Annotated in this window: 23 protein-coding genes; 13 read left to right on the forward strand and 10 right to left on the reverse strand. The window is 67.4% G+C overall.

All coding sequences use genetic code 11. The annotated features are described in order from the left end of the window. Positions 1-107 precede the first annotated feature (107 nt). From QZX93_RS12740 to QZX93_RS12755, 4 genes are all read left to right on the forward strand, one after another. Entirely contained in the window at positions 108-1,268 is a 1,161-nt protein-coding gene (locus tag QZX93_RS12740) for a right-handed parallel beta-helix repeat-containing protein (RefSeq protein WP_295389471.1), read from the forward strand. A gap of 283 nt (positions 1,269-1,551) precedes the next feature. Continuing rightward, a complete protein-coding gene (locus QZX93_RS12745) occupies positions 1,552-1,749 on the forward strand; it encodes a hypothetical protein (protein WP_295389473.1) in 198 nt (65 codons plus the stop codon). Then, complete coding sequence (locus QZX93_RS12750; protein ID WP_295389475.1) at positions 1,746-3,206, forward strand: deoxyribodipyrimidine photo-lyase; 1,461 nt, start codon at positions 1,746-1,748, stop codon at positions 3,204-3,206. Before QZX93_RS12745 ends, QZX93_RS12750 begins: the two co-directional genes overlap by 4 nt. Before the next feature lie 18 nt (positions 3,207-3,224). Beyond that, positions 3,225-3,848: a LysE family transporter gene (locus QZX93_RS12755; protein WP_295389514.1), complete on the forward strand. Its 624-nt coding sequence runs from the start codon at positions 3,225-3,227 to the stop codon at positions 3,846-3,848. Positions 3,849-3,882: 34 nt separating this feature from the next. On the opposite strand, the gene QZX93_RS12760 is transcribed toward QZX93_RS12755, so the two are convergent. The 5 genes from QZX93_RS12760 to hrpA all read right to left on the reverse strand — a co-directional run bounded on the left by QZX93_RS12760 (position 3,883) and on the right by hrpA (position 11,976). Further along, the gene (locus QZX93_RS12760) at positions 3,883-4,233 is read right to left on the reverse strand and encodes a hypothetical protein (RefSeq protein WP_295389477.1); all 351 of its coding nucleotides are present in this window, start codon (positions 4,231-4,233) and stop codon (positions 3,883-3,885) included. Positions 4,234-4,238: 5 nt separating this feature from the next. Continuing rightward, positions 4,239-4,535 carry a S8 family serine peptidase gene (locus QZX93_RS12765; RefSeq protein ID WP_295389479.1) on the reverse strand — a complete coding sequence of 99 codons (297 nt, stop codon included), beginning with the start codon at positions 4,533-4,535 and terminating at the stop codon, positions 4,239-4,241. 39 nt (positions 4,536-4,574) lie between these two features. Then, positions 4,575-6,734: a tetratricopeptide repeat protein gene (locus QZX93_RS12770; protein ID WP_295389481.1), complete on the reverse strand. Its 2,160-nt coding sequence runs from the start codon at positions 6,732-6,734 to the stop codon at positions 4,575-4,577. Then, on the reverse strand, positions 6,731-7,711 hold the full coding sequence (locus QZX93_RS12775) for a hypothetical protein (RefSeq protein WP_295389483.1): 981 nt from the start codon (positions 7,709-7,711) through the stop codon (positions 6,731-6,733). Before QZX93_RS12775 ends, QZX93_RS12770 begins: the two co-directional genes overlap by 4 nt. A gap of 155 nt (positions 7,712-7,866) precedes the next feature. Continuing rightward, positions 7,867-11,976: an ATP-dependent RNA helicase HrpA gene (hrpA, locus tag QZX93_RS12780; RefSeq protein WP_295389485.1), complete on the reverse strand. Its 4,110-nt coding sequence runs from the start codon at positions 11,974-11,976 to the stop codon at positions 7,867-7,869. A 270-nt stretch (positions 11,977-12,246) separates the two neighbouring features. Between hrpA and QZX93_RS12785 the strand changes: the two genes are divergently transcribed. Together QZX93_RS12785 and QZX93_RS12790 are read left to right on the forward strand one after the other, a co-directional pair. Next, positions 12,247-13,239, forward strand: coding sequence for an OmpA family protein (locus QZX93_RS12785; protein WP_295389487.1), 993 nt, complete (start codon positions 12,247-12,249; stop codon positions 13,237-13,239). 45 nt (positions 13,240-13,284) lie between these two features. Further along, complete coding sequence (locus QZX93_RS12790; protein WP_295389489.1) at positions 13,285-13,566, forward strand: glycine zipper domain-containing protein; 282 nt, start codon at positions 13,285-13,287, stop codon at positions 13,564-13,566. A gap of 85 nt (positions 13,567-13,651) precedes the next feature. Here the strand turns inward: QZX93_RS12790 and tyrS are convergent, their stop codons facing one another. From tyrS to QZX93_RS12815, 5 genes are all read right to left on the reverse strand, one after another. Then, positions 13,652-14,866 carry a tyrosine--tRNA ligase gene (tyrS, locus tag QZX93_RS12795; RefSeq protein WP_295389491.1) on the reverse strand — a complete coding sequence of 405 codons (1,215 nt, stop codon included), beginning with the start codon at positions 14,864-14,866 and terminating at the stop codon, positions 13,652-13,654. Positions 14,867-14,871: 5 nt separating this feature from the next. Then, on the reverse strand, positions 14,872-15,234 hold the full coding sequence (gene erpA / locus QZX93_RS12800) for an iron-sulfur cluster insertion protein ErpA (RefSeq protein WP_295389493.1): 363 nt from the start codon (positions 15,232-15,234) through the stop codon (positions 14,872-14,874). Between the two features lie 122 nt (positions 15,235-15,356). Continuing rightward, positions 15,357-16,394, reverse strand: coding sequence for an N-acetyl-gamma-glutamyl-phosphate reductase (gene argC / locus QZX93_RS12805; RefSeq protein WP_295389495.1), 1,038 nt, complete (start codon positions 16,392-16,394; stop codon positions 15,357-15,359). 107 nt (positions 16,395-16,501) lie between these two features. After that, positions 16,502-16,870, reverse strand: coding sequence for an iron-sulfur cluster assembly accessory protein (locus QZX93_RS12810; protein ID WP_295389497.1), 369 nt, complete (start codon positions 16,868-16,870; stop codon positions 16,502-16,504). Positions 16,871-16,953: 83 nt separating this feature from the next. After that, positions 16,954-17,118: a rubredoxin gene (locus tag QZX93_RS12815; RefSeq protein ID WP_295389498.1), complete on the reverse strand. Its 165-nt coding sequence runs from the start codon at positions 17,116-17,118 to the stop codon at positions 16,954-16,956. A 192-nt stretch (positions 17,119-17,310) separates the two neighbouring features. On the opposite strand from QZX93_RS12815, the gene QZX93_RS12820 reads away from it, so the two are divergent. From QZX93_RS12820 to QZX93_RS12850, 7 genes are all read left to right on the forward strand, one after another. Further along, positions 17,311-18,186 carry a hydroxymethylpyrimidine/phosphomethylpyrimidine kinase gene (locus QZX93_RS12820; RefSeq protein ID WP_295389500.1) on the forward strand — a complete coding sequence of 292 codons (876 nt, stop codon included), beginning with the start codon at positions 17,311-17,313 and terminating at the stop codon, positions 18,184-18,186. Continuing rightward, the gene (gene thiE, locus QZX93_RS12825) at positions 18,183-18,842 is read left to right on the forward strand and encodes a thiamine phosphate synthase (RefSeq protein ID WP_295389502.1); all 660 of its coding nucleotides are present in this window, start codon (positions 18,183-18,185) and stop codon (positions 18,840-18,842) included. The genes QZX93_RS12820 and thiE overlap by 4 nt, the downstream gene beginning before the upstream one ends. Next, positions 18,839-20,125, forward strand: coding sequence for a glutamate-1-semialdehyde 2,1-aminomutase (hemL, locus tag QZX93_RS12830; RefSeq protein ID WP_295389504.1), 1,287 nt, complete (start codon positions 18,839-18,841; stop codon positions 20,123-20,125). Before thiE ends, hemL begins: the two co-directional genes overlap by 4 nt. Positions 20,126-20,144: 19 nt before the next feature. After that, positions 20,145-22,139, forward strand: coding sequence for a VTT domain-containing protein (locus tag QZX93_RS12835; RefSeq protein WP_295394641.1), 1,995 nt, complete (start codon positions 20,145-20,147; stop codon positions 22,137-22,139). Next, positions 22,136-23,620, forward strand: a complete 1,485-nt coding sequence (locus QZX93_RS12840) for a lytic murein transglycosylase (protein WP_295389508.1) — start codon at positions 22,136-22,138, stop codon at positions 23,618-23,620. The genes QZX93_RS12835 and QZX93_RS12840 overlap by 4 nt, the downstream gene beginning before the upstream one ends. Positions 23,621-23,639: 19 nt before the next feature. After that, entirely contained in the window at positions 23,640-24,479 is an 840-nt protein-coding gene (locus tag QZX93_RS12845; protein WP_295389510.1) for an META domain-containing protein, read from the forward strand. Between the two features lie 331 nt (positions 24,480-24,810). After that, positions 24,811-25,698 carry a DUF3466 family protein gene (locus QZX93_RS12850; protein ID WP_295389512.1) on the forward strand — a complete coding sequence of 296 codons (888 nt, stop codon included), beginning with the start codon at positions 24,811-24,813 and terminating at the stop codon, positions 25,696-25,698. Positions 25,699-25,835 lie beyond the last annotated feature (137 nt).

Raw genomic sequence — 25,835 nt, forward strand, 5'->3', positions numbered from 1 at the left:
ACGACCTTTGCCAGAAAATCAAAAACTTCATCGACTATTTCAACAAGACAATGGCCAAACCATTCCGCTGGACCTACCAAGGCAAGCCGTTGGCAGCCTAGCTTGACATGGTCCGAGCACTTTCATCCTGCGGTACTAGCGATATCGATATCCTGAAATATGCAACCCCCGACTATCCGGATGCGCTGGGCCTCTCCGGCAAGCAGGATTTCGGGACCGATGAGCAGGTGCAGACCGCAGCGCAGATTCCGCAACGTGTCTACTATGTGAAAGGGACAGTTCAAAAGGAAGACGGCGACGGCAGTTCTTGGCAATCGGCTTTCGCCGATTTGCAGACCGCTATCGCAGCAGCGGGGAAGGCGGGTGGTGGCGAAATCTGGGTGGCCCAAGGAACCTATCGACCGACCTCCGATGGCAACCGCCGTCAATCGTTCGTATTAAGAAGGGGTATCGCGCTTTATGGCGGCTTTGCCGGTACCGAGTCGGAACTTGCCCAGCGTGATTGGGAACACAATCCAACGATACTTACGGGCAAAATCGCCAACGAGGTCTCGGGCAACTCCTACCATGTGGTCATCGGCGCCAAAGGCGCGATACTGGATGGCTTTATCGTGCGTGACGGGAATGCGGACGGTCGGCAGAAGGACGGATTCGGTGGGGGCATGCTCAACTGGGGGCACGATGCTTCAGTCATCGTGAGAAACACACTATTTACCAATAATTACGCCCGAGATGGCGGGGCAATCTTCAACTTCGGGGATGTACTGGCGTATTTCAGGAGCGTGAAAATAATAGGCAACAGTGCCGATATGGGCGGCGGAATCTCAGCGCGCTTTGGCTCATCCCTGAGAATGGAGCAGAGCGTCATTGAGGGAAATCGGGCGGCTTATCGTGGAGGTGGCGCGGTGGTCAATTACGGATCCAATGCAGAATTTATCGATGTTGCATTCAGCGATAACCATACCGACGGCAATGGCGGCGGCGCTTTTGTCGACGACCAGGCATCGCAGTACGGCAAGACACAACCCAAGTTCCTGCGCTGCCGCTTCTCTGGAAACTCTGCTGGATTTTTTGGTGGAGCACTACATAATTTCAATTCTGCAACGACGATCCTTGAACACAACTCATTTTCTGGAAACCAGGCCAAATATGGCGCCGACATAGCAAATACGCTAAATGCCAGAGTGACGATACGAGGCGATCTAGGCGACGATTCCGGCGTTGTTACCGATGCGACCTCTATGCTTGTCAGCGACAATACAAGATAACCCAGGATCGCTCACGCTTCATCGGCCGGAAGCGTGGGCCGCCGCAGCCACTCGCGCGGGGCCTCCAGAACCGCTTCGCTGGTGTTCGCATACTCGCAGCTCTCGAGCACGCCCAGGATCATGGGCCGGGGACTCGGCATCTTGTATCGCCTGCTGCTGACGGGCCGCCCCGGGCGGGAACGCTGTTCAAGGCCGGCACCCTGGCGGATGCGGCCGGCCAGGTCGGTTGACAGTACCGCCCACCCGGGCTAGCGTTCCGGCGCAACCACCCGAGGGACCCACCATGAGCACGCGTCCACAACCGCGGCAGACCTTGTACGAACAGCTTGAGGCCCTCCCGGAACGGCTGACCGGGGAAATTCTGAACGGTCAGCTCTACACCCAACCGCGTCCCAGTCTGGAGCATGGCTTTACCGAAACGTCGCTCGCCGGCGAACTGGTGAACCCGTTCCAACTGGGCCGCGGCGGCCCCGTTCGATGACCAAGACCCCCGACACCGCAATCCTGTGGCTGCGGCGCGATCTGCGCCTCGACGACAACCCGGCCCTGGTGCAAGCCATGGCAGAGAATGAGCGGGTCCTCCCGCTCTACATCCATGCGCCGACCGAAGAGGCCCCCTGGGCGCCCGGGGCCGCCACACACTGGTGGCTCCATGGCAGCCTGGTGGCCCTGGATCAGGCGCTGCGCGAGCGCGGCAGCCGGCTGCGCATTGCCACCGGTGAGAGCCTGGCGGTGCTGGAGCGGATCGCGCAGCGCACCGGCGCCACCCGCGTCTATTGGAACCGTCTTTACGACCCCGCCACCCGCGCCCGGGATACCCACATCAAACTGGCACTGCGCGCCCGGGGCCTGCGCTGCGAGAGCTCAAACGCACTGCTGCTGCACGAACCCTGGGAGCCGCTTACCGGCACCGGCGGCCCCTACCGGGTCTTCAGCGCCTATTGGCGCAAGGCCGTCCTCGGACTGGATCAGCTCACCCCGCTGCCGGCGCCGATCCAGTGGCGTCGCCCCCCGGACCTGGACGACCAGGAATCGGCCGGGATCGGCGTCGACACCTTGGATCTGTTGCCGCGCATCCGCTGGGACCAGGGGCTGGCCGAACGCTGGCAGCCGGGCGAGACCGCGGCCCTGGCGCAGGCCCGGCGCTTCATCGACGGCCCACTCGCGGGCTATGCGCAAGGCCGCGACCTCCCCGGGAAGCCCGGCACCTCCAGCCTCTCGCCCCACCTGCACTTCGGCGAGATCGGCCTGCGGCGACTCCTGGCCCTCATCCGGGAGCGGCACGGGTCGCTCGCGGCACCGGCCGCGGAGGTCTTTGTGCGCGAGCTCGGCTGGCGTGAGTTCGCCCATCACCTGCTCTATCACTTCCCGCACACCACCGCGGAACCGCTGGACCCGCGCTTTGCCCGCTTCCCCTGGCACACCGCGGACGCCGCCGCCCGGCTCGCCGCCTGGCAGCAGGGCCGCACCGGGGTGCCGCTGGTCGACGCGGGGATGCGCGAGCTCTGGCACACCGGCTGGATGCACAACCGGGTACGGATGGTGGTCGCCTCCTATCTCACCAAGAACCTGCTCCTGCCCTGGCAGGCCGGCGCCCAGTGGTTTTGGGACACCCTGGTCGATGCCGATCTGGCCGCCAACACCCTGGGCTGGCAATGGACCGCCGGCTGCGGGGCCGATGCGGCGCCCTATTTCCGCGTGTTCAACCCGATCCGCCAGGGCGAACGTTTCGACCCCCAGGGCGACTATGTCCGCCACTGGTGCCCGGAACTCGCCCGGCTACCGGAGCGCTTCATCCACCAGCCCTGGGCCGCGCCCGTCGCCGTCCTGCGCGCCGCCGCCATCACCCTGGGGGACGAGTATCCGCACCCGCTGGTCGACCTCGCCCGCTCACGGCTGGAGGCGCTGGCGGCGTTTGAGACCATCAAGGCGACATGAGCTGGCGAGCAATCCATGATGATCGATTTCCTGAGCACCGGTACCGTCTTGGGACTCGCCGCGGGGCTCGCCCCGGGACCGCTGTTGACGCTCGTCATTTCGGAAACGCTCATGCACGGGGTCAAAGCGGGCCTGAAAGTTTCCATCGCCCCGCTGATCACCGATTTGCCATTGATCGCGGCCACGCTGTTCATCTTCGCCGGGCTGTCCCATTTCAACCACCTGCTCGGCATCATTTCACTGACAGGCGGCGGCTATATCCTGTTTCTTGGCTATGAGAACATCCGCTTCCAAGGGCTTGCGCTAGCGGATCGACAGCCGGCGCCACGGTCGCTGATCAAAGGCATATTAGCCAACATCCTGAGCCCCTATCCCTATCTCTTCTGGTTCAGCGTGGGCGGCCCGACCATGACCAGCGCACTCCAGGTCGATCGCTGGTCGGCGCTGGCGTTCATTGGCGCCTTTTATGCCGCGCTGGTCGGCGCGAAGGTCCTGCTGGCGCTGGCGGTCAATAAGTCGCGGGGCTTCCTGACGGGACGCCTGTACATCTATAGCTCGCGGCTCATTGGTGTCATCTTGGTTATTCTCGCGCTCGGGCTGTTTCGCGACGGCCTGGCATTACTGGGATTTTCTTGGCAATGACAGCCACAGACCACGGGGAACCTTGCCGAGCGGCTCAATGCACCATCGATATCGGCTGATCCTCAATAATCGCCCGCGCCTGCCCCGACGCCGCCAGGGCACGCAGACCGGCGGGGGGCGTCTCGACCGGCAGACTCCCCAGGGCATTGGCCCGTTCGGCCAGTCGGCGCCCGCCGTGGTCGTGCAAGATGCGATCGATCTCCGGGACCTCCCCGGTGGCGTCGATCATGTCCGCGACCTCTGCACGCTCGGCGATTGAGGTTCTGGTCCCCGCCCGCCTGCCGCGGTTCGGGACCTTCAGCAGGAGCAGTGCCTGAATGCGATCCGCTGGACCAAGGGCGTTGAGCCGCCGATCGAACTCCGGGCTGATCTTCGCCATGCCCATGGTGTTCACTCCAGCGCGGCCAAGGCGGCAACCGGTTGAATGAGGCCGTAGCCCCAGCGGTTGTCTGGGCGACGCGCGGTTCCCTTCGGGTGCCGTGCCGTGTCGCGTAGCGCCGCCATCACCTGGTACACCGTCGCCTCCGGATGGGCCGCCATCAGCAGGGCCGCGACCCCGGCGGTGTGGGGTGCGGCCATGGAGGTGCCGTCCATGTAACCGAAGGCATAGACCCCGTCCGGGCGCTTTTCCGGCGGGATGCAGGAATAGACCTGGACCCCGGGCGCGGCCACATCCGGCGTGGTCAACAGGCCAGGATTTGCTGGTCGCGCGGCTCGAATCAGCGGTCAGGCGGCCTCGCCGAGCACCCGATCACCCAGGTCGACTTCCGCGCGGATGGCGTCGGTGAGGAGAGCTTGCAGTTCCTGGTTTCCTGGGTCGATGCGTCCGTCCCGGCCCCGTTGTGCAAGGAGCCGGGCGCGCAGGTAGTCATCGCCCTGGCCACCGACGATCCAATATTCCAACCGTGCGGCGGCGGCCTCGTCGGCGCCGGCGCGCAGCAATCGGGTCAGGTCGATGAGTCCCATCCGCTCCGGAAAGGTCTCGCCGAGCAGTTCCCAATGGGCAGCAGGGGTCGTCTGGTCCGCGCCCGCCAGGTGGGGGGACAGCGTACCCAGGGCCTCGCGGTAACGTTCGGCCAGGAGGGGCCGCCGTTCCGGGACATGGAGCGCCCAAACGATTTGGGGATAGAGGTCGTCCGGGTCGTCGGCGAGCAAGTCCGCCAGGTTGCGCTCCGCGGATACGGGGTCATTGACGCGAAACAGTAGATCGGCCTGGCTCGCGCCTGCGGCGCGGCGTAGCGGTGCGGCCGCTTGCTCCTCTCGGGCAACGGCCCAATCAGCCGGTTTGGCATCGGCCGCAATCGGGTGGTCAGCAGGCTCCCCGTGCAGGTCGCGTTTGGCAAGATGATAAAGCGCCTCAGTCCTGCCTTCGGCACCAGCCGCGATCATACCGCTCAAAGTTTCGCTCCACTGATTCGCGCCGAATCGTCGCACATAAAGGTCACGCAGTTTCCCCGCCTCCTCAACACGCCCCCAGGCGACCAGCAGCAAGGCAAAGGTATAGAGGACAATCGGATTTCGGGAGAATTCACACAGGTCTAGGGTCCGACGCAGCAACGCCTCGGCCTCTGTCTCCCGGCCGGTACGTGCCAAGAGGCGAGCCAATTCAGCACGCACATGCGCGCTGCTCGGATCGCGCTCATGGGCCTCACGCAAGAGCGCCTCGGCCTCCGGCTCGCGACCCTGATCGATCAGAAGCAGTGCAAGTTGGGTGCGGACCACGGCATTGGTCGGCAAACGACGCACCGCCTCCCAATAGACGGCCTGAGCGAGGTCCGGACGGCGGAGGGAACGAAGGGCTCGCGCGCGCAGGTCCCAGGCGTATCCATTAGCGGGAGACCAGCTCAGGGCATCTCTCGCCCAGACCAGGGCATGGCCGGGTGCCCAGGCCAAGACATCCTTACCCAAGTTACATGCCGAGCGAACGAAAAAGTGGGCGTCGCCAGTACCCTGGGCATAGTGCTCGCAGCCATCGAGCATTTTCTGAATATAGGGCAATACCGATTCACGCTCCCCACGCTGCAACCGCTGGAAAAGCGCATCGATCTGCTGTTTGGACGGAAGCGACACAGGCCGAGCGCGACTCTCCGTCCTCAGCACCGCCTCAGTTTCAGTCAACCAGGCAACGAAGGGCCGGTCCTGGAACTGTCGATTCTTCAGGACTCCCTGCCACAACTCTTGCCAGACCCTACCGGTACGCGGAAAGCGGGCCTTGAGCGCCCGCCAGCGCCGCAGAAAATCGCGCTGATCCCTGGGGTTCGACTCCAGTTCGGCGCCGAACCGCGCGAGGCCGGCAATCAACTGCGGGCTCGCGCCCTGCCCGGCCGTATCCGGCAGACGGCTCAGGCCATTGAGGGCCGGGTCGATCATGGCTCGCCGCGACGGCTGAGCCGCTTCTTTGCACAGCCGCAACCAGTAGAACTGCAGCCGCTGGTCGACCTGGGTGAGCGCCCCCGCCTGGGCCAGGGCGCGCGGCAGGTCCCAAGACTCGGAGAGGCGCAGCGGGGCGGCCCACTGGTCCAGTTCGAGGTAATGGTCCTGAATCCAGGCCCCACTGCGCGGCAGTTGCAACAGCCAGACCGCAGACAATGCGTCCATCGTCTCAGTGACAAAGCGCGACAGCCCGTAGGCGGCGCGTTCATCCGGGGTCATGCAGGTGCGGCGGCCGGCCAGCCAGTCACACAGGGTCGAATCGAGCCGTTGGCGATCCGGATCATCGGCTGCCAGGACACCGAAGAGCCGGTCCAAAATGTCAGACGGGGTGGCGCGCTCATAGGGCGGCACCCGGGCCAGACCGCGCAGCAGGTCGTCCAGGGCCGGCTGGGGCTCGGCACGGAAGCGCTCCAGCCAGTCGTTGGGAAGTGGTTTCGTTGCGGATAAGCTCATGGCTTCGACCATCCCGGGGGTAATGCACCGAAATCGTTGCGGTCACTCTCGTATTGTAGACAGAAGATGTGGTCCGCGCGCAACCGCGCGAGCCCCGGAGTCACCAAGGTGTCGACGGGTCTCGTGACCACTCCAACCCGAAAGAGGTGCTCCACCCGATAGGCCAACCGCAGGTGCAACACTTCCGCGATCTTGTACTCGCAGTCCGGGTCGCCCGCAAGCTGGAGCGTGCGACCATAGGGCAACTGCCGGGGTGCGGGGACGAAATAGGAGGTGAACTCATGGTCCAGGACGGTGGGCACGCAGATCGGGTGGACCGCGTCCGCCGCCTTGCGCGCCGCCGCCAGCACGTCCCGCACGGGATAGCGCATCAGGGCCACGGGGATGATCTCCTTCGGCGCGGGGTTGAAATGCGCCAGTCCAAACCGGTCCCGGACCAGGTCCGGCCAATCCGGTGCCGCCAGGGTATCCTCCAACCCCTGGTAGAAACCCGCGAAGCGTGGCCGGACCGCGTAGGGGTTACGGTTAAGCGACTCGCAGACACCCTCGAGGGACGCCTCCGCGTCCAGTAGATCGTACTTTGGATCTCGGCGCCCGTCCTGTACCGCAGTCAGGAGTTCGTGGAGTCGATCGATGGTCAGCCCGTTCTCACCCAGGGCATACCGAAGGTTTTCGACCCGCACCAGCCATTGGTCCTCACCCAGGGCCGAGGAATGTGCCGCCTCCGCATTGATGCCGGTGAAGGTCTCGGGCACGGCGCGGTGGATCGCGCGGGGGAGATACTGATCCCGGTGCCAGCGGTCCCATGCAGCGAAATCGGCTGAATTGCCTTGCTGGGCGGATTCATAGGCCCCCTGCCGCGGCCCAGAGACGCGCTCCTCGAACAGGTAGTTCTCACCATAGGCGGCAAGGTTTGGATCGCCGCTGCGGCAGGTGGAGCGAAGCAATTCTTCCAGGTCCTTGAACGCGGGTGTCATGAGGTCCTCGACACGGATGGAGCCAAGAGGCCAAATGGAAATGACAGCATAGTCGGTCTTCCATCGTCGACAAGATCCCGGAGAGTAATCGCCGCCTTATCTGTTGGCAAGCCGTCTGACCCCGTCTGACCCTGACCAGCGCATCCGCAGCCGCATTACAACCCCAACTCCCGCCACCTGACATCAAGGCGCTTGACCGAAACCGGATAGGCGGTCCCCAGCGACTGGGCGAAGAATGAGACCCGCAGTTCTTCCAGCATCCAGCGGATCTCATCCAGGCGCGGGTCCTCGCGGCCGGCCTGCTGTGCGGCAACGTTGCGCTCACGCCACCGCGCCTCGATCGGCGCCAGCTCGGCCATGCGCTGCTGGTCGCGGGCGCTGGCGTGCAGCAGCGCCTGGGCGCGCAGGTCCGCGGCCTTGAGATAGCGCGGGTAGTCCTTGAGGTGCATGTAGGGGATCGCCTGGAGGAAGCCGCGGAAGACCAGGCGGTCGAGCTGAGCGCGCAGGTCGTCCACCGCGGGTTTCCAGTTGACTTGGGTGATGGCGGCGAGGCGTTGACGCACTGTTTGATAGGCGTCGAGGATGGCCGTGGCCAGGGCACAGACCTCCTGCGCGGTGGTGGCCAGGCGTGGCCTGCGGCTGGTCAAGCGCAACTCGAAGGCGGCTTGGGTGCGGATGGGCTCCAGCGACTCGACGAAGGTCAGATCCAGGATCAGGGCCAGGAGTTCGTCGGCCAGGTCCGGGGCGAGGGGCTGCCTGACGGCGGTGGCCTTGGCGGACTCGGGCGTCACGGGCGCGGCAGGGCCGGGCCGCACTGGGGTGCGGCGCTCCCAGTCCGGTGCGGCCGGGGCCTTGGCATATTGCAGCGCCATGCGGGCGAGGCCGGGCAGCCCCTTCTTGAGCACCCGCAGCTCCGCGCCCAGGTGCAGCATGAAGAGCCGCCGCAACCCGGCGCGCATGGCGAGCGCTGCGCCCGCGGCGGAGTCCAGGACGCGGATGGCGACTGCATCGCCGGTATCCACGAGGGCGGGATAACCGCGCAGTTGGATGCCGGCGCGGGTCAGATCCACCTGCTCGGGCAGGTCCCCGAAGGTCCAGCGGGTCAGCCCCTCGCGCTCCAGACCGCTCGCCGGGATCGCGGCGAAACGCTGTTGGCCCGCGCCGCCATGCTCACGCTTGAGTTGCACCGGGTCGGCGCCAGTGGCGATCTCCTGACCGGCGTCGTCCACCAGGCGGACCTTGATGCGCAAGTGTTCGGGGATGGCGCCAGGGTCCCAGGCGCCCTCCGGGACCTGAATGCCGGTCAACTCCGCAATCGACTCGCCCAGGGCCTGGATCAGCGGCCGGTCGGAGGGCTTGAGACGGGCGGCCAGGCGCGCGGCGGTGTCTGGGATCGGCACCAGACCCTTGCGGATGCCCTTGGGCAGGCCGCGCAGCAGTTCGGCGATACGCTCGGTGAGCAGACCCGGCACCAGCCACTCCAGGCGCTCGCCGGAAACCTGATTGATGAGCGGGAGCGGCACCACCAGGGTCAGCCCGTCGGCGCTGTGGCCGGGGTCGAACCGGTACTCCAGCGGCAGGCGGGTGGCGCCGATCTGCATCCCGTCGGGGAAGGCCTCGGCCGTCACCCCGGCCGCGTCGTGGCGCATCAGGTCAGCCATCTGCATGTGCAGACACTTGGGGTCCTGGCGGGTGGCCTCGCGCAACCATTTCTCGAACTGGGCGGTGGAGTAGATGCCGGCGGGCACCCGCTCCTCGTAGAAGGCGCAGATGGCCTCCTCGTCGACCAGAATGTCACGGCGGCGCGACTTGGCCTCCAGGTGCTGGACGTACTCGATCAGCTCGCGGTTGTGCCGCCAGAAGGGGGCACGGGTCGTGAAATCGCCCTCGGCCAGGCCGAAGCGGATGAAGATCGCGCGCGCCTCCGCCGGGTTGATGGGGCCATAGTTGACCCGGCGGCGCGGCACCAGGGTGACGCCGAACAGGGTCACCCGCTCGAAGGCCGCGACCTGGCCGGAGTCCGCCTGCCAGTGGGGCTCCGCATAGGTCCGCTGCACCAGATGGGCGCCGGCCGACTCGATCCAGGCAGGCTGGACCCGCGCCACGGTGCGCCCATAGTGGCGGGTGGTCTCGATGCGCTCGGCGGCGACGATCCACTTGGGACCCTCCTTGACCAGGCCGCTGCTGGGGTGGATGACGAAGCGGCTGTTGCGGGCGCCCTGGTATTCACGGTTCTCGTCCTTGAAGCCGATGTTGGCGAGCAGGCCGGTGAGCAGTGCGCGGTGGATCTCCTCGGGGGTGCCCGGGGCCTCGTTGGATTCAAGGTCGCTGGTCCGCACAGCGGACCCTACCGGTTGGCCCGGCGCGCGTCGGGTCCGCGGTGCGGGTCGGTCGCCGCTGGCCGCCGCTGGCTGCCCCGGCCCCCGCGACTGCTTGAGCGCCTGGATCTCGTGCAACTGCTCGCGCAGCTGCGCGTGGATGTCGTGCCACTCCAGCACCCGGTTCCAGTTCAGGAAATGCTGCTGGCACAGCTTGCGAAACTGGTTCTTGGAGAGCGCCTTGCGCTCCTTCTCCACGAATCGCCAGAGGTTGAGCAGCGCCAGGAAATCCGAGTCCGGGTGGTTGAAGGTGGCGTGTATCTGGTCCGCCGCCTGCTGTCGGTCCTGCGGGCGCTCGCGCGGGTCCTGGATGCTCAGCGCGCTGGCGATCACCAGCACCTCGGCCAGGCAGTGGTGCTCGGCGGCGGCGAGCAACATGCGCCCGATCCGCGGGTCCACCGGCAGGCGCGCGAGATGCTGCCCAAGCGGCGTCAGCTCGCCCCGCGGGTCGATCGCACAGAGTTCCTCCAGGGTGCGGTAACCGTCGGCGATCAGCCGCCCGTCCGGCGGGTCCAGGAAGGGGAATGACTCGATGCCGCCGAAGCCCAGAAGCTTCATCTGGAGGATGACGGCGGCCAGGTTGGTCCGCTGGATCTCGGGCTCGGTATAGCCGGCGCGCGCCTGGAAGTTGTCTTGCGTATAGAGCCGGATGCAGACGCCGGCCGCCACCCGCCCGCAGCGGCCCTGACGCTGGTTGGCCGAGGCCTGGGCAATGCGCTCCACCGGCAGGCGCTGGACGCGGGCACGGTGGCTGTAACGGCTGATACGGGCAAAACCCGGGTCCACCACGTAATGGATGCCGGGAACCGTGAGCGAGGTCTCCGCCACATTGGTGGCCAGCACCACGCGGCGGGTGCCGTGGGACTTGAAGACCCGCGCCTGCTCCTCGTAACCCTGGCGCGCGAACAGCGGCAGGATCTCGGTCGACGGCGGGTGGTGTTTGCGCAGCGTCTCCGCGGTCTCGCGGATCTCGCGCTCGCCCGACAGAAAGACCAGCACGTCCCCCCGGCCCTCCCGCGCCAGCTCGGCCACCGCGTCCGAGATCGCCTGCTGCATGGCGTCGTCGCGCTCACCGGCGCTCTCATCGTCGGCCGGCGGGCGGTAACGCACCTCCACCGGGTAGGTGCGGCCCGACACCTCGATGACCGGCGCCGGGGTGCCGTGCGCGTCGGCAAAGTGCCGGGCGAAGCGCCCGGGGTCGATGGTGGCGGAGGTGACGATGAGCTTCAGCTCCGGGCGGCGCGGCAGCAGCTCCTTGAGATAGCCCAACAGAAAATCGATGTTCAGGCTGCGTTCATGTGCCTCGTCGATAATGAGCGTGTCATATTCCAGCAGGGCACGGTCGTGCTGGACCTCGGCGAGCAACATGCCGTCGGTCATCAGCTTGATGCAGGTCTGTGGGGACACCCGGTCGTGGAAGCGCACCTTGTAACCGACGAGATTGCCGAGCTCGCTGCCCAACTCCTGGGCGACCCGGCTCGCCAGGCTACGGGCGGCGATGCGCCGCGGCTGGGTGTGGCCGATGCGCCCCATTACACCGCGCCCCAGTTCCAGACAGATCTTGGGCAGTTGGGTGGACTTGCCGGAGCCGGTCTCACCGCACAGCACCACCACCTGGTGGGCCTGGATGAGCTCGGCGACCTCGGCGCGCCGCTCGCTCACCGGGAGCTCAGGCGGGTAGGCAATGGCCGGGACCAGGGCGCGGCGGCGCTCCGCCAGTGCCTGGGAGGTGCGCACCGCGGCCCACAGCGCCACCAGGCCCTGGTCCATCGGCTGCCCCTCGCAGGCGCGTCGACGCAGCCCGCGCCGGCGCCCCCGCAGCGTCTGGCGGTCGGCGATCAGACAGGTCTGAAGGTCATGGTCGGTCGGAAATGGATCGGTGTTCACGTTGGTATGGGCGGACAGAGGTTGCGCTCCGGGTGTCAAGCGGTCATGGTCGGCGAATGGATCTGAGCATTCGCCCCGGAAAGCGGGTATGTTACCGCGCCGAATCGGCCATGTTGTCAGGAACCCCGACCAGCGCGCCGAGCCGGGGGCCAAGGTTACGGGTCGGACGCCCCGCCCCCTTGACTCAACGTCTGTTCTGAAAATCAACCGCGAGCACCGACCGGGCCCCGTCATGGCCCCACCCGGGGCCAACAAGCAAAGAGGATAAGGATGCAAGTCAAAGCGCACCCGTTGCCGCACGCCCGGCGGCCGCTGTCGATCCCGCCCCAGTGGCGCCGGCTCGTCATGACGCTGGTCGCCGGCGGTTCGGCCCTGATCCTGGGTACACTCGCCGTGGCGCCCTCCCCGGCCGGCGCGGCCACCGCGGGGAGCGAGTCCGCCAAACCGCACGCCAAGACTGAAACCGCCAAACCACGCGCCAAGACCGAGACCGCCAAGTCGCACAGCAAGACCGAGGCCGCGGCGACCCCCAAGGCCCGGACCAGCGAGGCCGCCAAACACAAGCCCAAGCACCCGAGCGTTGGCCGCCCGGCAAAGAACCCAGCACCGGTCAAGGCGACCACCCCCCCCACCGCCAACCTGAGCGAACCCAAGTCCGCCGCGGCCTCCACCCCCTTCGAGCATGGCCCCGGGGTGCTCGGCATGAGCCAGCGCACCCTGCGACAAGAGAAGATCCAGGCCTATGTCACCAAGCCGGTCGCCATGGTCGCCCTGGCACTGGACCATCTGCGCTTTTCACCAGTCAACAAGGGCACCCATGTCGAGGTCAATCTGGCCGACCGCATCCCCTTCGATAGCAAGGGCGACAAGGTGGCTTCCAAGGCCCGGCGCCCACTGGACGTGCTCTCGCGGATACTCACCGACAACCCCCAGACCCGCATCCAGGTGGTGGTCCACACCGACGACACCGGAGAGCCGGAAGACAACCTGCGCCAGTCGCAGCGCGCGGCAGAGGCCGTCAAGGCCTATATGATGGCCAAGGGTGTCGCCGCCGAGCGGATCGCCCCCATTGGCCGCGGGTCGGAGGCGCCCCTGGTCGCCATCGGCAATCGGACGCCGACCTGGCTGGAGCGCAGCCGCAACAAGCGGGTGGAGTTGGTCATCGAGCCCTTGGTACCGGTACCGGCGCAGCCGACAGACGGTCCGACCACTGAGAAACAGAGTCAACCCGGACGACCCGATGGACCGATGCTAGGGAATTAGCCCTGGGCAACGGGGCACCTGAACTTAAACCTTGGAGACCATACAATGAAACGCGTCACGCTCTCAGTACTCGCAATTTCCCTGACCGCCCTGTCCGGTTGCGGCACGACGACCGCCTCGCGCGTCGGCAGCGGCGCCGCCGTGGGCGCCGCCACCGGGGCCGCCGTTGGCTCCATGAGCGCCAACGCCGGCAAGGGCGCCCTGATCGGCGCCGGCGTCGGCGCCCTCGGCGGCCTAGTCGTTGATCAGGATCAGAGGTCCAGAGAGCAGAACTACAACAACAACAACCACCGCCGCCGCCGCAACAACAATAACAACAATTACTGACAGGACGCGTGCGTACCCGGCCCGACGGCCGGGGCGCCGATTGGCGAGCGCGTACTTGAAAGCGATCCCCGCCCCAAAAATCCCTCTACGCCCCCCCTGCCGCCTCGACCCGCACCTTGGCGAATCGCCGCTTACCGACCTGGTACAGGTGCGTGGCGCCGACCTGACAGGTCAAGCGCGGGTCTTCAAGTCGCTCGCCATCGATCCTAACCCCACCCTGCTCGATCAGGCGCATGGCCTCGGAGGTGGTCTTGACCAGACCCGCGTCCTTGAGCAGTCTCGCGATGCCCAGCCCACCGGCGGCGTCCGCCGTGACCGACAGTTCCGGCACGTCGTCCGGGACCGCCCCGTGGGAGCGCGCGACAAATGCCTCCTTGGCGGCGACCGCCGCCGCGGGTGAATGAAAGCGCGCGACCATCTCGGCGGCCAACTCGAACTTGATGTCACGCGGATTGGCACCGTCGCCAACCGCCACCCGCCAGGTCTCGATCTCGGCCATGCTGCGGGCGCTGAGCAGTTCCAGGTAACGCCACATCAGCTCGTCCGACGCGGACATGAGCTTGCCGAACATGTCGTTCGGCGCATCGGTGATCCCGACATAGTTACCGAGCGACTTCGACATCTTCTGCACGCCATCCAACCCCTCCAGCAGCGGCAGGGTGATCACCACCTGGGGCTCCTGCCCATAAGACTCCTGTAATTGGCGCCCCACCAGGAGGTTGAATTTCTGGTCGGTGCCGCCCAGTTCCACGTCCGCGCGTAGCGCCACCGAGTCGTAGCCCTGGATCAGCGGGTATAAAAACTCATGCACTGCAATGGGTTGTCCACCACGATAGCGCTTGCCGAAATCGTCACGCTCGAGCATCCGCGCCACCGTATGGCGCGCGGCGAGTTGGATCAGACCGGCCGCGCCCAGCGGCTCGATCCAGTGCGAGTTGAACACGACCTCGGTGCGCGCCGGATCGAGGATGCGGAACACCTGCTCCTGATAGGTCGCGGCATTGACCGCGACCTGATCGGGGGTCAGCGGCTTGCGGGTAGCACTCTTGCCCGTCGGGTCGCCAATCATGGCGGTGAAGTCGCCGATCAGGAACAGGACATGGTGACCCAGCTCCTGGAACTGGCGCAGCTTGTTGATGAGCACCGTGTGTCCCAGGTGCAGGTCCGGCGCGGTCGGGTCGAAACCCGCCTTGACGCGCAACGGCTGCCCGCGCTCCAACTTTTTGCGGAGCGCATCCTCGAGCAGGATTTCCTCAGTACCGCGCCGGATGAGCGCAAGCGACGACTCGACTGTAGCCACTGGCGTCAGGCCGAGAACGAGGAGCCGCAACCACAGGTGGTGGCTGCGTTGGGATTGCGGATGACGAACTGGGACCCTTGCAGACCTTCCGTGTAATCGATCTCGGCGCCCATCAGGTACTGCATGCTCATGGGGTCGACGAGCAGGCGCACGCCGTCGGTCACGACCTGAGTATCGCCGTCCTGCAGCGACTCCTCGAAGGTGAATCCGTACTGGAATCCGGAGCACCCGCCGCCCTGGATATAGACGCGCAGCATCAGGTCCGGGTTTCCTTCCTCAACAATGAGCCGGGCGACCTTGGCCGCCGCGGACGAGGTGAAGATCAAGGGCGAATCGGGGGACGAATCGGCAGAGGTGGCGTCGCTCATGGGGTGTCGTACTCGTAGAGGTTGCGATAATTGTCTAATTTGCGTCTGAGTAACAGGCAGTTCAACCGCCCTAGGCGACGGCCGAGCGGCGAGCCTGGCAAAGAAAATCGGACCTTCCGGGTTCAGGGCAGCAGGGCGATGGTACCCAGACCGGCGGTCTCTTCCACCCCGAACATCAGGTTCATGTTCTGAACCGCCTGCCCGGCCGCACCCTTGACCAGATTGTCGATCACCGACTGGACGATGACCGCCGCGGAGCCGGCCTGGCGCGTCACGGCGATGCGGCACAGGTTGCTGCCGCGCACGGAGCGGGTATCCGGATTGGCCCCGGCCGGCATCACATCGACGAAGGCCTCACCGGCATAGTGCTGTGCATACAGCTCGGTCAGGTCGCCGACCGCGTCGCCATCAAGCAAGCGCGCGTAGAGGGTCGCCTCGATCCCGCGGATCATCGGCAGCAGGTGGGGAACAAAGGTCAGCCCGACCGGCTGGCCGGCCACCTGGGCCAGGTTCTGGCCGATCTCGGGGGCGTGACGGTGCCCGCCGACCGCATAGGCCTTGAAGCCCTCGCCCACCTCGGCCATCAGGAGCCCGGTCTCGGCCTTGCGCCCGGCGCCGCTCGCGCCCGACTTGGCGTCTGCAATCAGCCAGTCCGGGTCCACCAGACCGGCGGCCAACAAGGGGACCAGGCCCAGGGTCACGGCAGTCGGGTAGCAACCCGGATTGGCGATCAGGCGCGCCGTGCGCACCGCCGCCCGATTGAGCTCAGGCAGCCCATAGACCGCCTCGGCCAGCAACGCTGGGCAGGCGTGCGGCATCCCGTACCACGCCTCCCACACGGCCGGGTCCTTGAGCCGAAAGTCCGCGGCCAGGTCGATCACGCGCGCCCCACGCGCCAGCAGGTCCGGGGTCTGCCCCATGGCCGTCCCATTGGGCGTGGCGAAAAACACCACATCGCAGGCGCCGAGCGCCGCCGGGTCGGGCTCGCTGAAGCACAGATCGGACTCGCCGCGCAGGTGGGGGAAGAGGTCCGCGACCGCCGTGCCCGCCTCACCGCGCGAGGTGATCACGGCCACCTCGGCGCTGGGATGACGCAACAGGATGCGCAGCAGTTCGGCGCCCGTGTAACCGGTGCCGCCGACGATTCCGACCTTGATCATGACTGAACTCTCTAACAAAAAAAGCGGCCGGAGCCGCTCTCGATCAGGGACCGGTGCGTCCGCCTGGCGCGGCTACCAAGAGCCGCGGGGCGCCCGCACGCCTCGCCTCAGGAGCAGCCGCCGCCGGAGTTGGAACCGCAGCTCCCGCAACCGCCGCCCGCGGGCTGGGGCAGGTTGTTGAACACAAAGGTGGCCTGCCCCTCTGCGTTTTCGACGAAATCGATCTCTACACCGCGCAGGTGGTCGAGGGTGCCGTCGTCAACCACGACCTTGAAGCCGTCGCAGGCCAAGACGCCGTCGTCGTCATTGATCTCGTCGGTGAAGGTCATACCGAAGCCGATCCCATGGCAGCCGCCGGAGGTTGCGAACACGCGGACCCCCTGGATGCTGTCGTCGACCTGGGAGAACAGTTCGCTCATCTTGGCCGCGGCCGGCGAGGTCAGGGTCAGATGCTCTTGGGTGAGGGGTGCAGACATGCTGGGTCTTCTCCGATAGCTCGAAAGTTACGCAGGAATCTAACAGAAACCAAGCCGATTAATCAATCATTCCAGTCAAAAAGTCATAACTCGACCAGTTCAAAATCGTCCTTGCCGGCACCACACTCAGGGCAGCGCCACTGCGCCGGGACATCCTCCCAGCGGGTCCCGGCGGCGATACCCTCATCGGGCCAACCCTTAGCCTCATCATAGATCCAGCCGCAAATTACACAGATATACGTTTTCATTAGGATTCCGTCTGAAGCATCGCGCGCCGGGCAGAGGCACCCAGCGCCGTCGGCAAGTGGCGCCCGCCGGGGTCCGGCAGGCACAATCAGCCGGTCAAGATAGTGACATAATCAACCCACTACAAGGGTATGGCCGCCGCTTGGACCACCACCGGCGACCGCCCTGCCGCTTCACCGACCGAGACTTGAACCATGGACCTCCATCCCCCGACCGTACTGTGCATCGGCGGTCACGACCCCAGCGGCGGCGCCGGCATCGGCGCGGACGCCGAGGCGGTGCGGGCCGCCGGCGCCTTCGCACTCACGGTCGTCACCGCCCTGACCGATCAGGACACCCTTGGGGTGCGGGCCGTCTATCCGCAACCGCCAGCCCAGATCGAGGCCCAGTGCCGCGCCCTGCTCGCGGACGGAGTACCTGCGGCCATCAAGATCGGACTGATCGGCGATGCGCGCCTCGTGCCGGTGCTGTGTACCATCATGGATGACCACCCGGGGCTCCCGGTGGTGCTCGACCCGGTGCTCGCCTCAGGGGCGGGCCGGCCGCTGGCGGACACCGCGCTGGTTCAGGCGCTACGCGCGGACCTGCTGCGTCGAGTCACCGTGGTGACGCCCAACCTGCCGGAGGCGCAGCGCCTGAGCGGTGCCGTGGACGCACCGGCGTGCGCGCGGCACCTGCTGGCGGCCGGGGCGCGCTGGGTGCTGATCACCGGCACCCATGAAGATGCCCCGGACGTGACCAACCGACTCTATGGGAGCGACCGACTCTATGGGAGCGACCGACTCTATGGGAGCGACCGCTATGGGAGCGACCTCTACGGGGACGACGGCAGCGAACAGACCCAGACCTGGCCGCGTCTGCCCGGCGAATACCACGGCTCCGGCTGCACCCTGGCGAGCGCCATCGCCGCCCGCCTGGCGTTGGGACTCACCGTGCCGACCGCGGTGGCAGCGGCCCAGGCCTATACCTGGACCAGCCTGGCCCGCGCCTTTCGCACCGGCCGCGGTCAACTCACGCCCAATCGGCTCTTCGACCTGCCCACCCCCGCCGACACCGGGGCGGCGCCATGAACCGGCCGCTGCGTGGACTCTATGCCATCACCCCCGACCGACCGGCAGACTGCGCGGCCGACGCCCTCCTCGCCCAGGTCGCGGCGGCCATCGCGGGCGGCGCCCGGCTGATCCAATACCGGGCCAAGGGGCTCTCCCCCGAGCGCCGCCAGGCCGAGGCGACCGCGCTGCTCGCCTTGTGCCACCGCGCCGCCGTCCCCTTGATCGTCAATGACGACGTCGAGCTCGCCCTGGCCATCGGCGCCGCCGGCGTCCACCTGGGCCGGGACGACGCGGACCCGGCCGCCGCCCGCGCCCGCCTGGGGGCGGACGCCATCGTCGGCGTCTCCTGCTACGACAGTCTGGACCTGGCAGTGGGCGCCGCCCGGGCCGGGGCCGACTATTGCGCCTTCGGCAGCTTCTTCCCCTCCACCGTCAAACCGCACGCGGTGCGCCCCAGCCCGCGCCTCCTGACCCAGGCGCGCGCACAATTGACGGTGCCACTGGTTGCGATCGGCGGCATCACGCCACAGAATGCCCGGCTGCTGATCGCGGCCGGCGCCGACCTGCTGGCCGTGATCACCGGTGTCTTTTCCTCCCCGGATATCGCCGCGGCGGCCCGGGCCTACAGCCAACAATTTGAACCGGGCTCGCGCCCGACGGAGTTTCCCAGATGAGCCGATCACACGACCTGTTTGCCGCCGCCCAACGCCACATCCCCGGCGGCGTCAACTCACCGGTGCGCGCCTTCCGCGGGGTCGGCGGCGACCCGGTGTTCTTCGAGAGCGCGCAGGGACCCTACGCCTTCGATGCCGACGGCAAGCGCTATATCGACTATGTCGGCTCCTGGGGTCCGATGATCCTGGGCCACGCCCACCCGGAGGTCTTGACCGCGGTGCGGGAGCGGCTCGACAAGGGGCTCTCATTCGGCGCCCCCACCGCGCTTGAGACCACCATGGCCGATCTGGTGTGCAGCCTGGTCCCCAGCATGGACATGGTGCGCATGGTCAGCTCCGGCACCGAGGCGACCATGAGCGCGCTGCGCCTGGCCCGCGGCTTCACCGGCCGGGACAAGATCGTCAAGTTCGAGGGCTGCTATCACGGTCATGCCGACTCGCTGCTGGTCAAGGCCGGCTCCGGTGCGCTGACCTTCGGCGAGCCCAGCTCCCCCGGGGTCCCCCAGGCCCTGGCGGAACTCACCGTCACCCTGACCTATAACGATCTCAAGGAGGTCGAGGAGACCTTTGCCAAGATCGGTCACGAGATCGCCTGCATCATCGTCGAGCCGGTCGCCGGCAATATGAACTGCATCCCCCCGGTGCCCGGCTTCCTGGAAGGGCTGCGGGCGGTCTGCGATCGGTACGGCGCATTGCTGATCCTCGACGAGGTCATGACCGGCTTCCGTGTCGCCCTGGGCGGCGCCCAGAGCCATTACGGCATCCGCCCGGATCTCACCGCGCTCGGCAAGGTCATCGGCGGCGGCATGCCGGTGGGGGCCTTCGGCGGCCGGCGCGAGGTGATGGAGCGCCTGTCCCCCCTGGGTCCGGTTTACCAGGCCGGCACCCTGTCGGGCAACCCCATCGCCATGGCGGCGGGTTTGAAGACCCTGGAACTGATCTCCGCCCCCGGCTTTTATGACCGGCTCGCCCAGCGGACGGTGCAGCTCACCGACGGACTGGTGGAGCGCGCCCGCGCCGCCGGCGTCCCGCTGACGGTGAACCGGGTCGGCGGGATGTTCGGCCTCTTCTTCACCGACGCACCGGCAGTGACCAACTACGCCCAGGCCACCGCCTGCAACCAGGACCAGTTCCGCGCCTTCTTCCACGCCATGCTGGACCTGGGGGTCTACCTGGCCCCCTCCGCCTTCGAGGCCGGGTTCGTCTCCAGCACCCACGAGGACGCGCAGATCGAGGCCACCCTGGACGCCGCCGCCCAGGCCTTCGCCCGGATCGCCGCCTAGACACGGACCCGCGGCGCCGGTGGAAGCGCAGTTCGACCAGGTCCTGGCCTGGGTGGGCAACCACCCGGGCCTGGCCTATCTGGCGATCTTCGCGGTCGCCATGGGCGAGTCGACCGCCATCGTCGGGCTCATCGTCCCGGGGGTGATCCTGCTGCTGGCGACCGGGGCACTCATCGCCACCGGCGCCATCCACTTCTGGCCGGCCTTCGGCGCCGCGGTCGCCGGGGCCATCCTGGGCGACGGCCTGAGCTATACCGTCGGACACCACTTCAAGGAGCGCCTGCGCGGCGTCTGGCCCTTCTGCCGCTACCCCGAGTCGCTCAACCAGGGGATCGCGTTCTTTGACCGCTACGGCGCCTGGAGCGTCGTGGTCGGCCGCTTCGTCGGACCCAGCCGGGCCTTCGTCCCGCTGGTCGCCGGGATGCTGAACATGCCGGCGCGCCGCTTCTATGCGGCCAATATTTCATCCGCCATCGCCCAGAACCTCACCTATTTCATCCCCGGCATGGTGCTGGGGGCCTCACTGAAACTCGCCGCCGAGGCGGCCCTGCGCCTGGCCATCCTCGGTCTGCTCCTGCTGGCCACCCTGTCGCTCACCTTCTGGTTGGCCCATCGGGTCTACCGCCTGCTCGCCCCCCACGCCAGCGCCTGGCTGCGGGGGTTGCTGCGCTGGTCCAACCTGCACCCCACCATGGGCCGCATCGCCCACAGCCTGGCGGACCCCGCGCACCCGGATGCCCGCGCGTTGGCCGGTCTCGCCTTTTTCCTCATGCTCGCCGCCCTGGCGGTCGGGGCGATCACCGGCCTGACCCTGTTCGGACCCCATGAACTGGGACTCAATCGCGCCGCCCTGGACCTGGGCCAAAGCCTGCGCACCCCGGTTGGCGACCGACTGATGATCGCACTGGCCGCCTTCGGGAGCCCCAGCTTAGTCCTGCCGGCGGTGCTCGTGGTCTATGCCTGGCTGTGGTCGTGCGGCCGGGGCCGTCACGGCTACTACTGGCTGGCGGCCGCCGCCTTCCCGCTGGCGGCCACCCCACTGCTGGGCGTCCTGCTCGCGGTACCCCGCCCCGATCTGGGCCTGCAACTCACCCTGCCCTGGTCCTTCCCCAGCGGGCCGGTCTTGCTCGCCACCAGTGTCTATGGTTTCCTGGCCGTCGCCACCGCCCGCGCCCTGCGGGAACCGCTGCGCTGGGTGCCTTACGCCCTGGCCACCACGGCCGTCGCGGCGGTCGCCGCGGCGCGGGTCTACCTGGGCGCGGAGTGGTGTACCGGGGTGCTCGGCAGCATCGCCTTGGGGCTCGTGTGGGTCGCGGCATTGGGGCTCGCCTACCACTGCCATAGCCGGCCGGGGCTGCGCCCCGGCCGGCTCGGGATCGTCGTGGCACTTGGCCTGACGGCGGGCCTCGGCCTGCATCATTGGATCGGCGGCGAGCGGGAACTCGCCCGTCTGACCCCGACGCCGCGCATCGCGGCGGTGACGCGCGCCGCCTGGCACGCGGGCGCCTGGGCACAGCTCCCGCGCCGTCGCGAAGACCTGAGCCAGCGCCATCGCCACCCCTTGACCATCCAGTACGCGGGCGACCCGGCCGCCTTGGGTGCGGCGCTGGCGGGGTATGGCTGGCAGCGCGCAGCGACGCTCGATTGGGGCGATGCACTGCGGCTGCTGTCCCCCTCGCTGCCGCTGGCCGAAATACCCGTGATTCCCCAGGTCCACGACGGCCGCCAGGAGAGCCTGGCCCTCACCAAGACCACCGGCGCGGACCAACGGGAGGTCTTGCGCCTCTGGCCGACGCGACTGCGATTAGACGACGGCACGCCGCTGTGGGTGGGCAATGTCTCCCGCCAGCACCAAGAGACACTGATGAATCTGATCAGCCTGCCGGCCACCGACCCCCGGGCCTTCGTGCTGCCCGCGGAGTTCTCGGGGGACCTCGCCGGCTTGCACAGCAGCGGCGTGGCGGAGGGCGGTATCCGGCTGATCGAGCAGACAGTCAATGGGGACTCAAGATGACCGCGGGTCGCTGGCTGGGCGCGGCCAGCGCGGCGATCCTGCTCGGCGGCCTGGCAGCCCTCGGGCTGCGCGAGCTCGGGATGGACGACCAGGGACGGGAGCGGCCGAGCGCGTCGCGCGAACCGCGCGTGACAGTCACACGACCCGCCAACCGCTCGGCTGCGCCCGCGCCGCCCCCGCAGCCCGCCACACCCAGCGCCGCGCTATCGCCCGAACCACCGACGTTACCGCTGCCGCCCGCCCCCTTTGAGACTTGGCGCGACGCGCTCGCGGCCTACGCCCAGCGGCTCGGCATTGCCCAGGCCACCCTGGACGCGGCCTTCCGCGATGTCATACCGCTGCCAGCCGTCATCGCACTCGACCGGCACCAAAGCGAATACACCCGCACCTTCTTTGGCTACCTGAAGGCCCAGGTCTCGCCGGGGCGCATCGCCCGCGGCCAGGCGCTGCTGCACGAGCACGCCGCGTTGCTCGCAGACATCGAACGGCGCCACGGCGTCCCGGGCGCCGTGCTGGTCGCACTCTGGGCCATGGAGAGCGATTACGGCGCTCAACCGGGCACCATCCCGGTGGTCGCCGCACTCGCCACCCTGGCCTATGACGGCCGGCGCCGGGAACGCTTCACCACCGAGCTGATCGAGGCCCTGCGCATACTCGACAGCGGCGCGGTCGCCGTCGCCGAGATGACCGGCTCCTGGGCGGGCGCCATGGGTCAACTCCAGTTCATGCCCTCCACCTACCGGCGTTATGCGCGCGATGGCGACGGGGATGGGCGCGCCGATATCTGGAACAGCACCCCCGACGCGCTGGAGTCTGCGGCCATTTATCTCGCCGCCAGCGGTTGGCAACGCGACCAACCCTGGGGCCGGGAAGTGAGATTGCCGCCGGGATTCGACCTCTCCCAGACCAGGTTAAGCGTCACCAAATCGCTGGACGCGTGGCGCCGCCTGGGGGTGTTGAGCGCCGACGCGCAACCCCTGCCGGGGGGCGACACCGCGACCTCCATCGTCCTGCCCGCGGGGAGCCGCGGCCCCGCCTTCATGGTCTACCCGAATTTCCACGTCATCCTTGACTGGAATCGCTCGCTTCATTACGCACTCACCGCCGGCTATCTGGCCGATCGGCTCAGGGGCGCCGGGCCACTCGTCGGCCGGCCGCCGCCCGGGGATCGTGCCCTGCCGCGCCGCGGCGTGATCGCGCTGCAAGAGGGGCTCGCCAGCCTGGGATTCGACGCGGGCGAGGCGGACGGATTGATCGGGCTGAAGACGCGGGACGCGGTCCAGGACTATCAACGCACGCGCGGCCTGCCCGCCGACGCCTGCCCGACGGCCGAGCTGATCGCGGCAGTCGCACGCGAGGCCGCGAGCGCGACACCGCAGACACCTGCCGCTGTTGGCACCGGGTCTACGCCGCTACACTCGCAACCGAGACGCTCGTCGGTGCGCCCCGCGCAATCTCCGGCGACCGTGGCCAGCCCATAACACTTGAGGACCCCCCACGATGAAGCACTCACCCACCAGCGCTGTACTAGCCCTGATCCTCGTCGCCTGCTTGCCGGTGAGCGCGGCCGACACCGACGCGCCCGCGACCGGCCCGGCCGCAGGCAGCGCCGTCGCCGCGCCGACCCTGGAGGGCAGCTCCTGGTCACCGACGGCCTATCGTGCCGGCGACACGCTGAACGAGATTGCCGCGGGCCAGTACCCGGCCAGGTTCCGCTTCGAGGCGGGACAGTTCGCGGGCAGCCTCGGCTGCAACCAACTCGGTGGGGCCTACACCCTGGCGGGCGATCGGCTGACCTTCAAGCCCACCATCCGATCGACCATGATGGCCTGCCCGGAGCCACTGATGAAGCAGGAGCAGGCGGTCGGCGTGGCCCTGACCCAGGTCGCGGCCTATCGATTGGAGGGCGAACAACTTCAGTTGCTGGACGCCACGGGCGAGCCCCTACTGCGCCTGCTGGCGCTGCGGCCCGCCCCATTGGTGGGACAATGGCAACTCACCGCCTACAACAACGGCAAACAGGCCATGGTCTCGGCCCTGAACGGCACCGCCCTCACGCTGGAATTGCGCGATGACGGGACCTTAGGCGGTACCGACGGCTGCAATCGGTATATGAGCGGCTACACCCTGACCGGTGAGACCCTGACCATCGGCCCACTGGCCAGCACCCGCATGGTCTGCAAGGGTCCGGAAGGCGCGGCGGAACAGGCGGCCGACTACGCCGCGGCCCTCGGCACCGTGACCGGTTACCGGATCGAGGGCGGCGAGTTGACCCTGTTCAATGGCGCGGGCAAACCGGCCGCCCGTTACCGCGCGGCGGCCGGCCGCCCCATCCCCTAGGGCGCAGCGCCAAGCGCCGATGCGCACCCGCAGCCGACCCTGACCTCCCCAGTTGAGGGCAGCGCGGGCAGTGCCGGTGAGACCCCACCACCGGCGTACTCGCCTGAGTTCGGAATAGCCTCTGACGACCTGGCCGCGACGGGGCGCTGGCAGCATCCGTCCGGCCGTGGGCCATTTGTCTGGGTATTGAGGGTCTTGGCACAAGAAAATACTTGACTAAAACATTTGGTCCGTTAGGATATCCGGCTAATAGCGTCGGACATGTCCGGCACTGCCTGGGGCCTGCTCCCGCCCCGGGCGACTGAATCTTTAACAAAACGTGTGCCGACCGATGCAAAAATCCCCGTTACGTCTCAGTGCCCTGTCCGCGGCTTGTGCGATTGCCCTCCAGACTGGACCAGCGTACGCCGCTGCACCCGGCTACACCCTGACCTGGCTCGGCGTCTTGAACCCGGGTGACGCCTATAGCCAGGCGCTCGATATCAATGGTGCCGGCGAGCTGGTCGGCGTCTCCGGGACGCAGAGCGGCAATGGCTACAACGCGCAGGCCCGTGGCTTCCTATGGTCGCCCCAGACCGGGATGACCAACTTGGGCCAATATGCCGTCTGCGCGACCCAGGCTTGCTATACGTCCGACGCCAGCGGGAACACCTGGAACGATTCGGTCATTCCCAGGGCGGTCAATGATCTCGGTCTGGTTGCGGGGATGGCGGACGGTCCCGGCGGTTATGAACACGCCTTTACCTTCACGGCGGCGTCCGGCATGACTGCACCCCTGGGGCTGTCGCTCGGGCGCAATGACGGCGCCACCGCGGTCAATAACTTAGGCGACGTGGTCGGGCATATGATGGGCTCCTGGACCGGGTCGACCTGGACCGAGGTCGGTTTTCTCTCCAAGGCCGGCGGAACGCCGAAAGCCCTGCCTGGCATCACTGGCTCGGACGTGATGTATGCCTATAAGATCAATGACTCGGGACTGATCGTCGGCGGCGCCTCTTATCAGATGCCACCGGATGGGGTTAACCCGCCCGGCACCATCACCTACGGCTATCGGCCGGCGATCTGGGAGCCCGGTCCGACCGGAAACTATACCGCCCGCATCCTGCCCGGCTTCGAGACGGCCACCTACTGGAACTTCGCCTATGGTGTCAATGCCGTCGGCCAGGTCGTCGGCTATATGCAACTCCCGGACAATTACCACGCCTTCCTCTACGACTGAAGTTTCCCTCTTTCACTTAGGCCACGAGCGCCATGACCGCGGCGAGCAGCGGATTTTGCGGGGGTTTGCCCGGATCCGCGCAATCGATACCGAAACCCTCGCCGCCGAGGTCCTGAGCCAGCCGTCGCCGCAGGTCC

The organism is uncultured Thiodictyon sp., assembly GCF_903946935.1.
Classification (GTDB): domain Bacteria; phylum Pseudomonadota; class Gammaproteobacteria; order Chromatiales; family Chromatiaceae; genus Thiodictyon.

Coding starts and splice junctions, on each gene's coding strand:
- QZX93_RS12740 (WP_295389471.1), top strand. CDS start 108: ATGGTCCGAGCACTTTCATCCTGCGGTACTAGCGATATCGATATCCTG.
- QZX93_RS12745 (WP_295389473.1), top strand. CDS start 1,552: ATGAGCACGCGTCCACAACCGCGGCAGACCTTGTACGAACAGCTTGAG.
- QZX93_RS12750 (WP_295389475.1), top strand. CDS start 1,746: ATGACCAAGACCCCCGACACCGCAATCCTGTGGCTGCGGCGCGATCTG.
- QZX93_RS12755 (WP_295389514.1), top strand. CDS start 3,225: ATGATCGATTTCCTGAGCACCGGTACCGTCTTGGGACTCGCCGCGGGG.
- QZX93_RS12760 (WP_295389477.1), bottom strand. CDS start 4,233: ATGGGCATGGCGAAGATCAGCCCGGAGTTCGATCGGCGGCTCAACGCC.
- QZX93_RS12770 (WP_295389481.1), bottom strand. CDS start 6,734: ATGAGCTTATCCGCAACGAAACCACTTCCCAACGACTGGCTGGAGCGC.
- QZX93_RS12775 (WP_295389483.1), bottom strand. CDS start 7,711: ATGACACCCGCGTTCAAGGACCTGGAAGAATTGCTTCGCTCCACCTGC.
- QZX93_RS12785 (WP_295389487.1), top strand. CDS start 12,247: ATGCAAGTCAAAGCGCACCCGTTGCCGCACGCCCGGCGGCCGCTGTCG.
- QZX93_RS12790 (WP_295389489.1), top strand. CDS start 13,285: ATGAAACGCGTCACGCTCTCAGTACTCGCAATTTCCCTGACCGCCCTG.
- erpA (WP_295389493.1), bottom strand. CDS start 15,234: ATGAGCGACGCCACCTCTGCCGATTCGTCCCCCGATTCGCCCTTGATC.
- argC (WP_295389495.1), bottom strand. CDS start 16,394: ATGATCAAGGTCGGAATCGTCGGCGGCACCGGTTACACGGGCGCCGAA.
- QZX93_RS12810 (WP_295389497.1), bottom strand. CDS start 16,870: ATGTCTGCACCCCTCACCCAAGAGCATCTGACCCTGACCTCGCCGGCC.
- QZX93_RS12815 (WP_295389498.1), bottom strand. CDS start 17,118: ATGAAAACGTATATCTGTGTAATTTGCGGCTGGATCTATGATGAGGCT.
- QZX93_RS12820 (WP_295389500.1), top strand. CDS start 17,311: ATGGACCTCCATCCCCCGACCGTACTGTGCATCGGCGGTCACGACCCC.
- thiE (WP_295389502.1), top strand. CDS start 18,183: ATGAACCGGCCGCTGCGTGGACTCTATGCCATCACCCCCGACCGACCG.
- hemL (WP_295389504.1), top strand. CDS start 18,839: ATGAGCCGATCACACGACCTGTTTGCCGCCGCCCAACGCCACATCCCC.
- QZX93_RS12840 (WP_295389508.1), top strand. CDS start 22,136: ATGACCGCGGGTCGCTGGCTGGGCGCGGCCAGCGCGGCGATCCTGCTC.
- QZX93_RS12845 (WP_295389510.1), top strand. CDS start 23,640: ATGAAGCACTCACCCACCAGCGCTGTACTAGCCCTGATCCTCGTCGCC.
- QZX93_RS12850 (WP_295389512.1), top strand. CDS start 24,811: ATGCAAAAATCCCCGTTACGTCTCAGTGCCCTGTCCGCGGCTTGTGCG.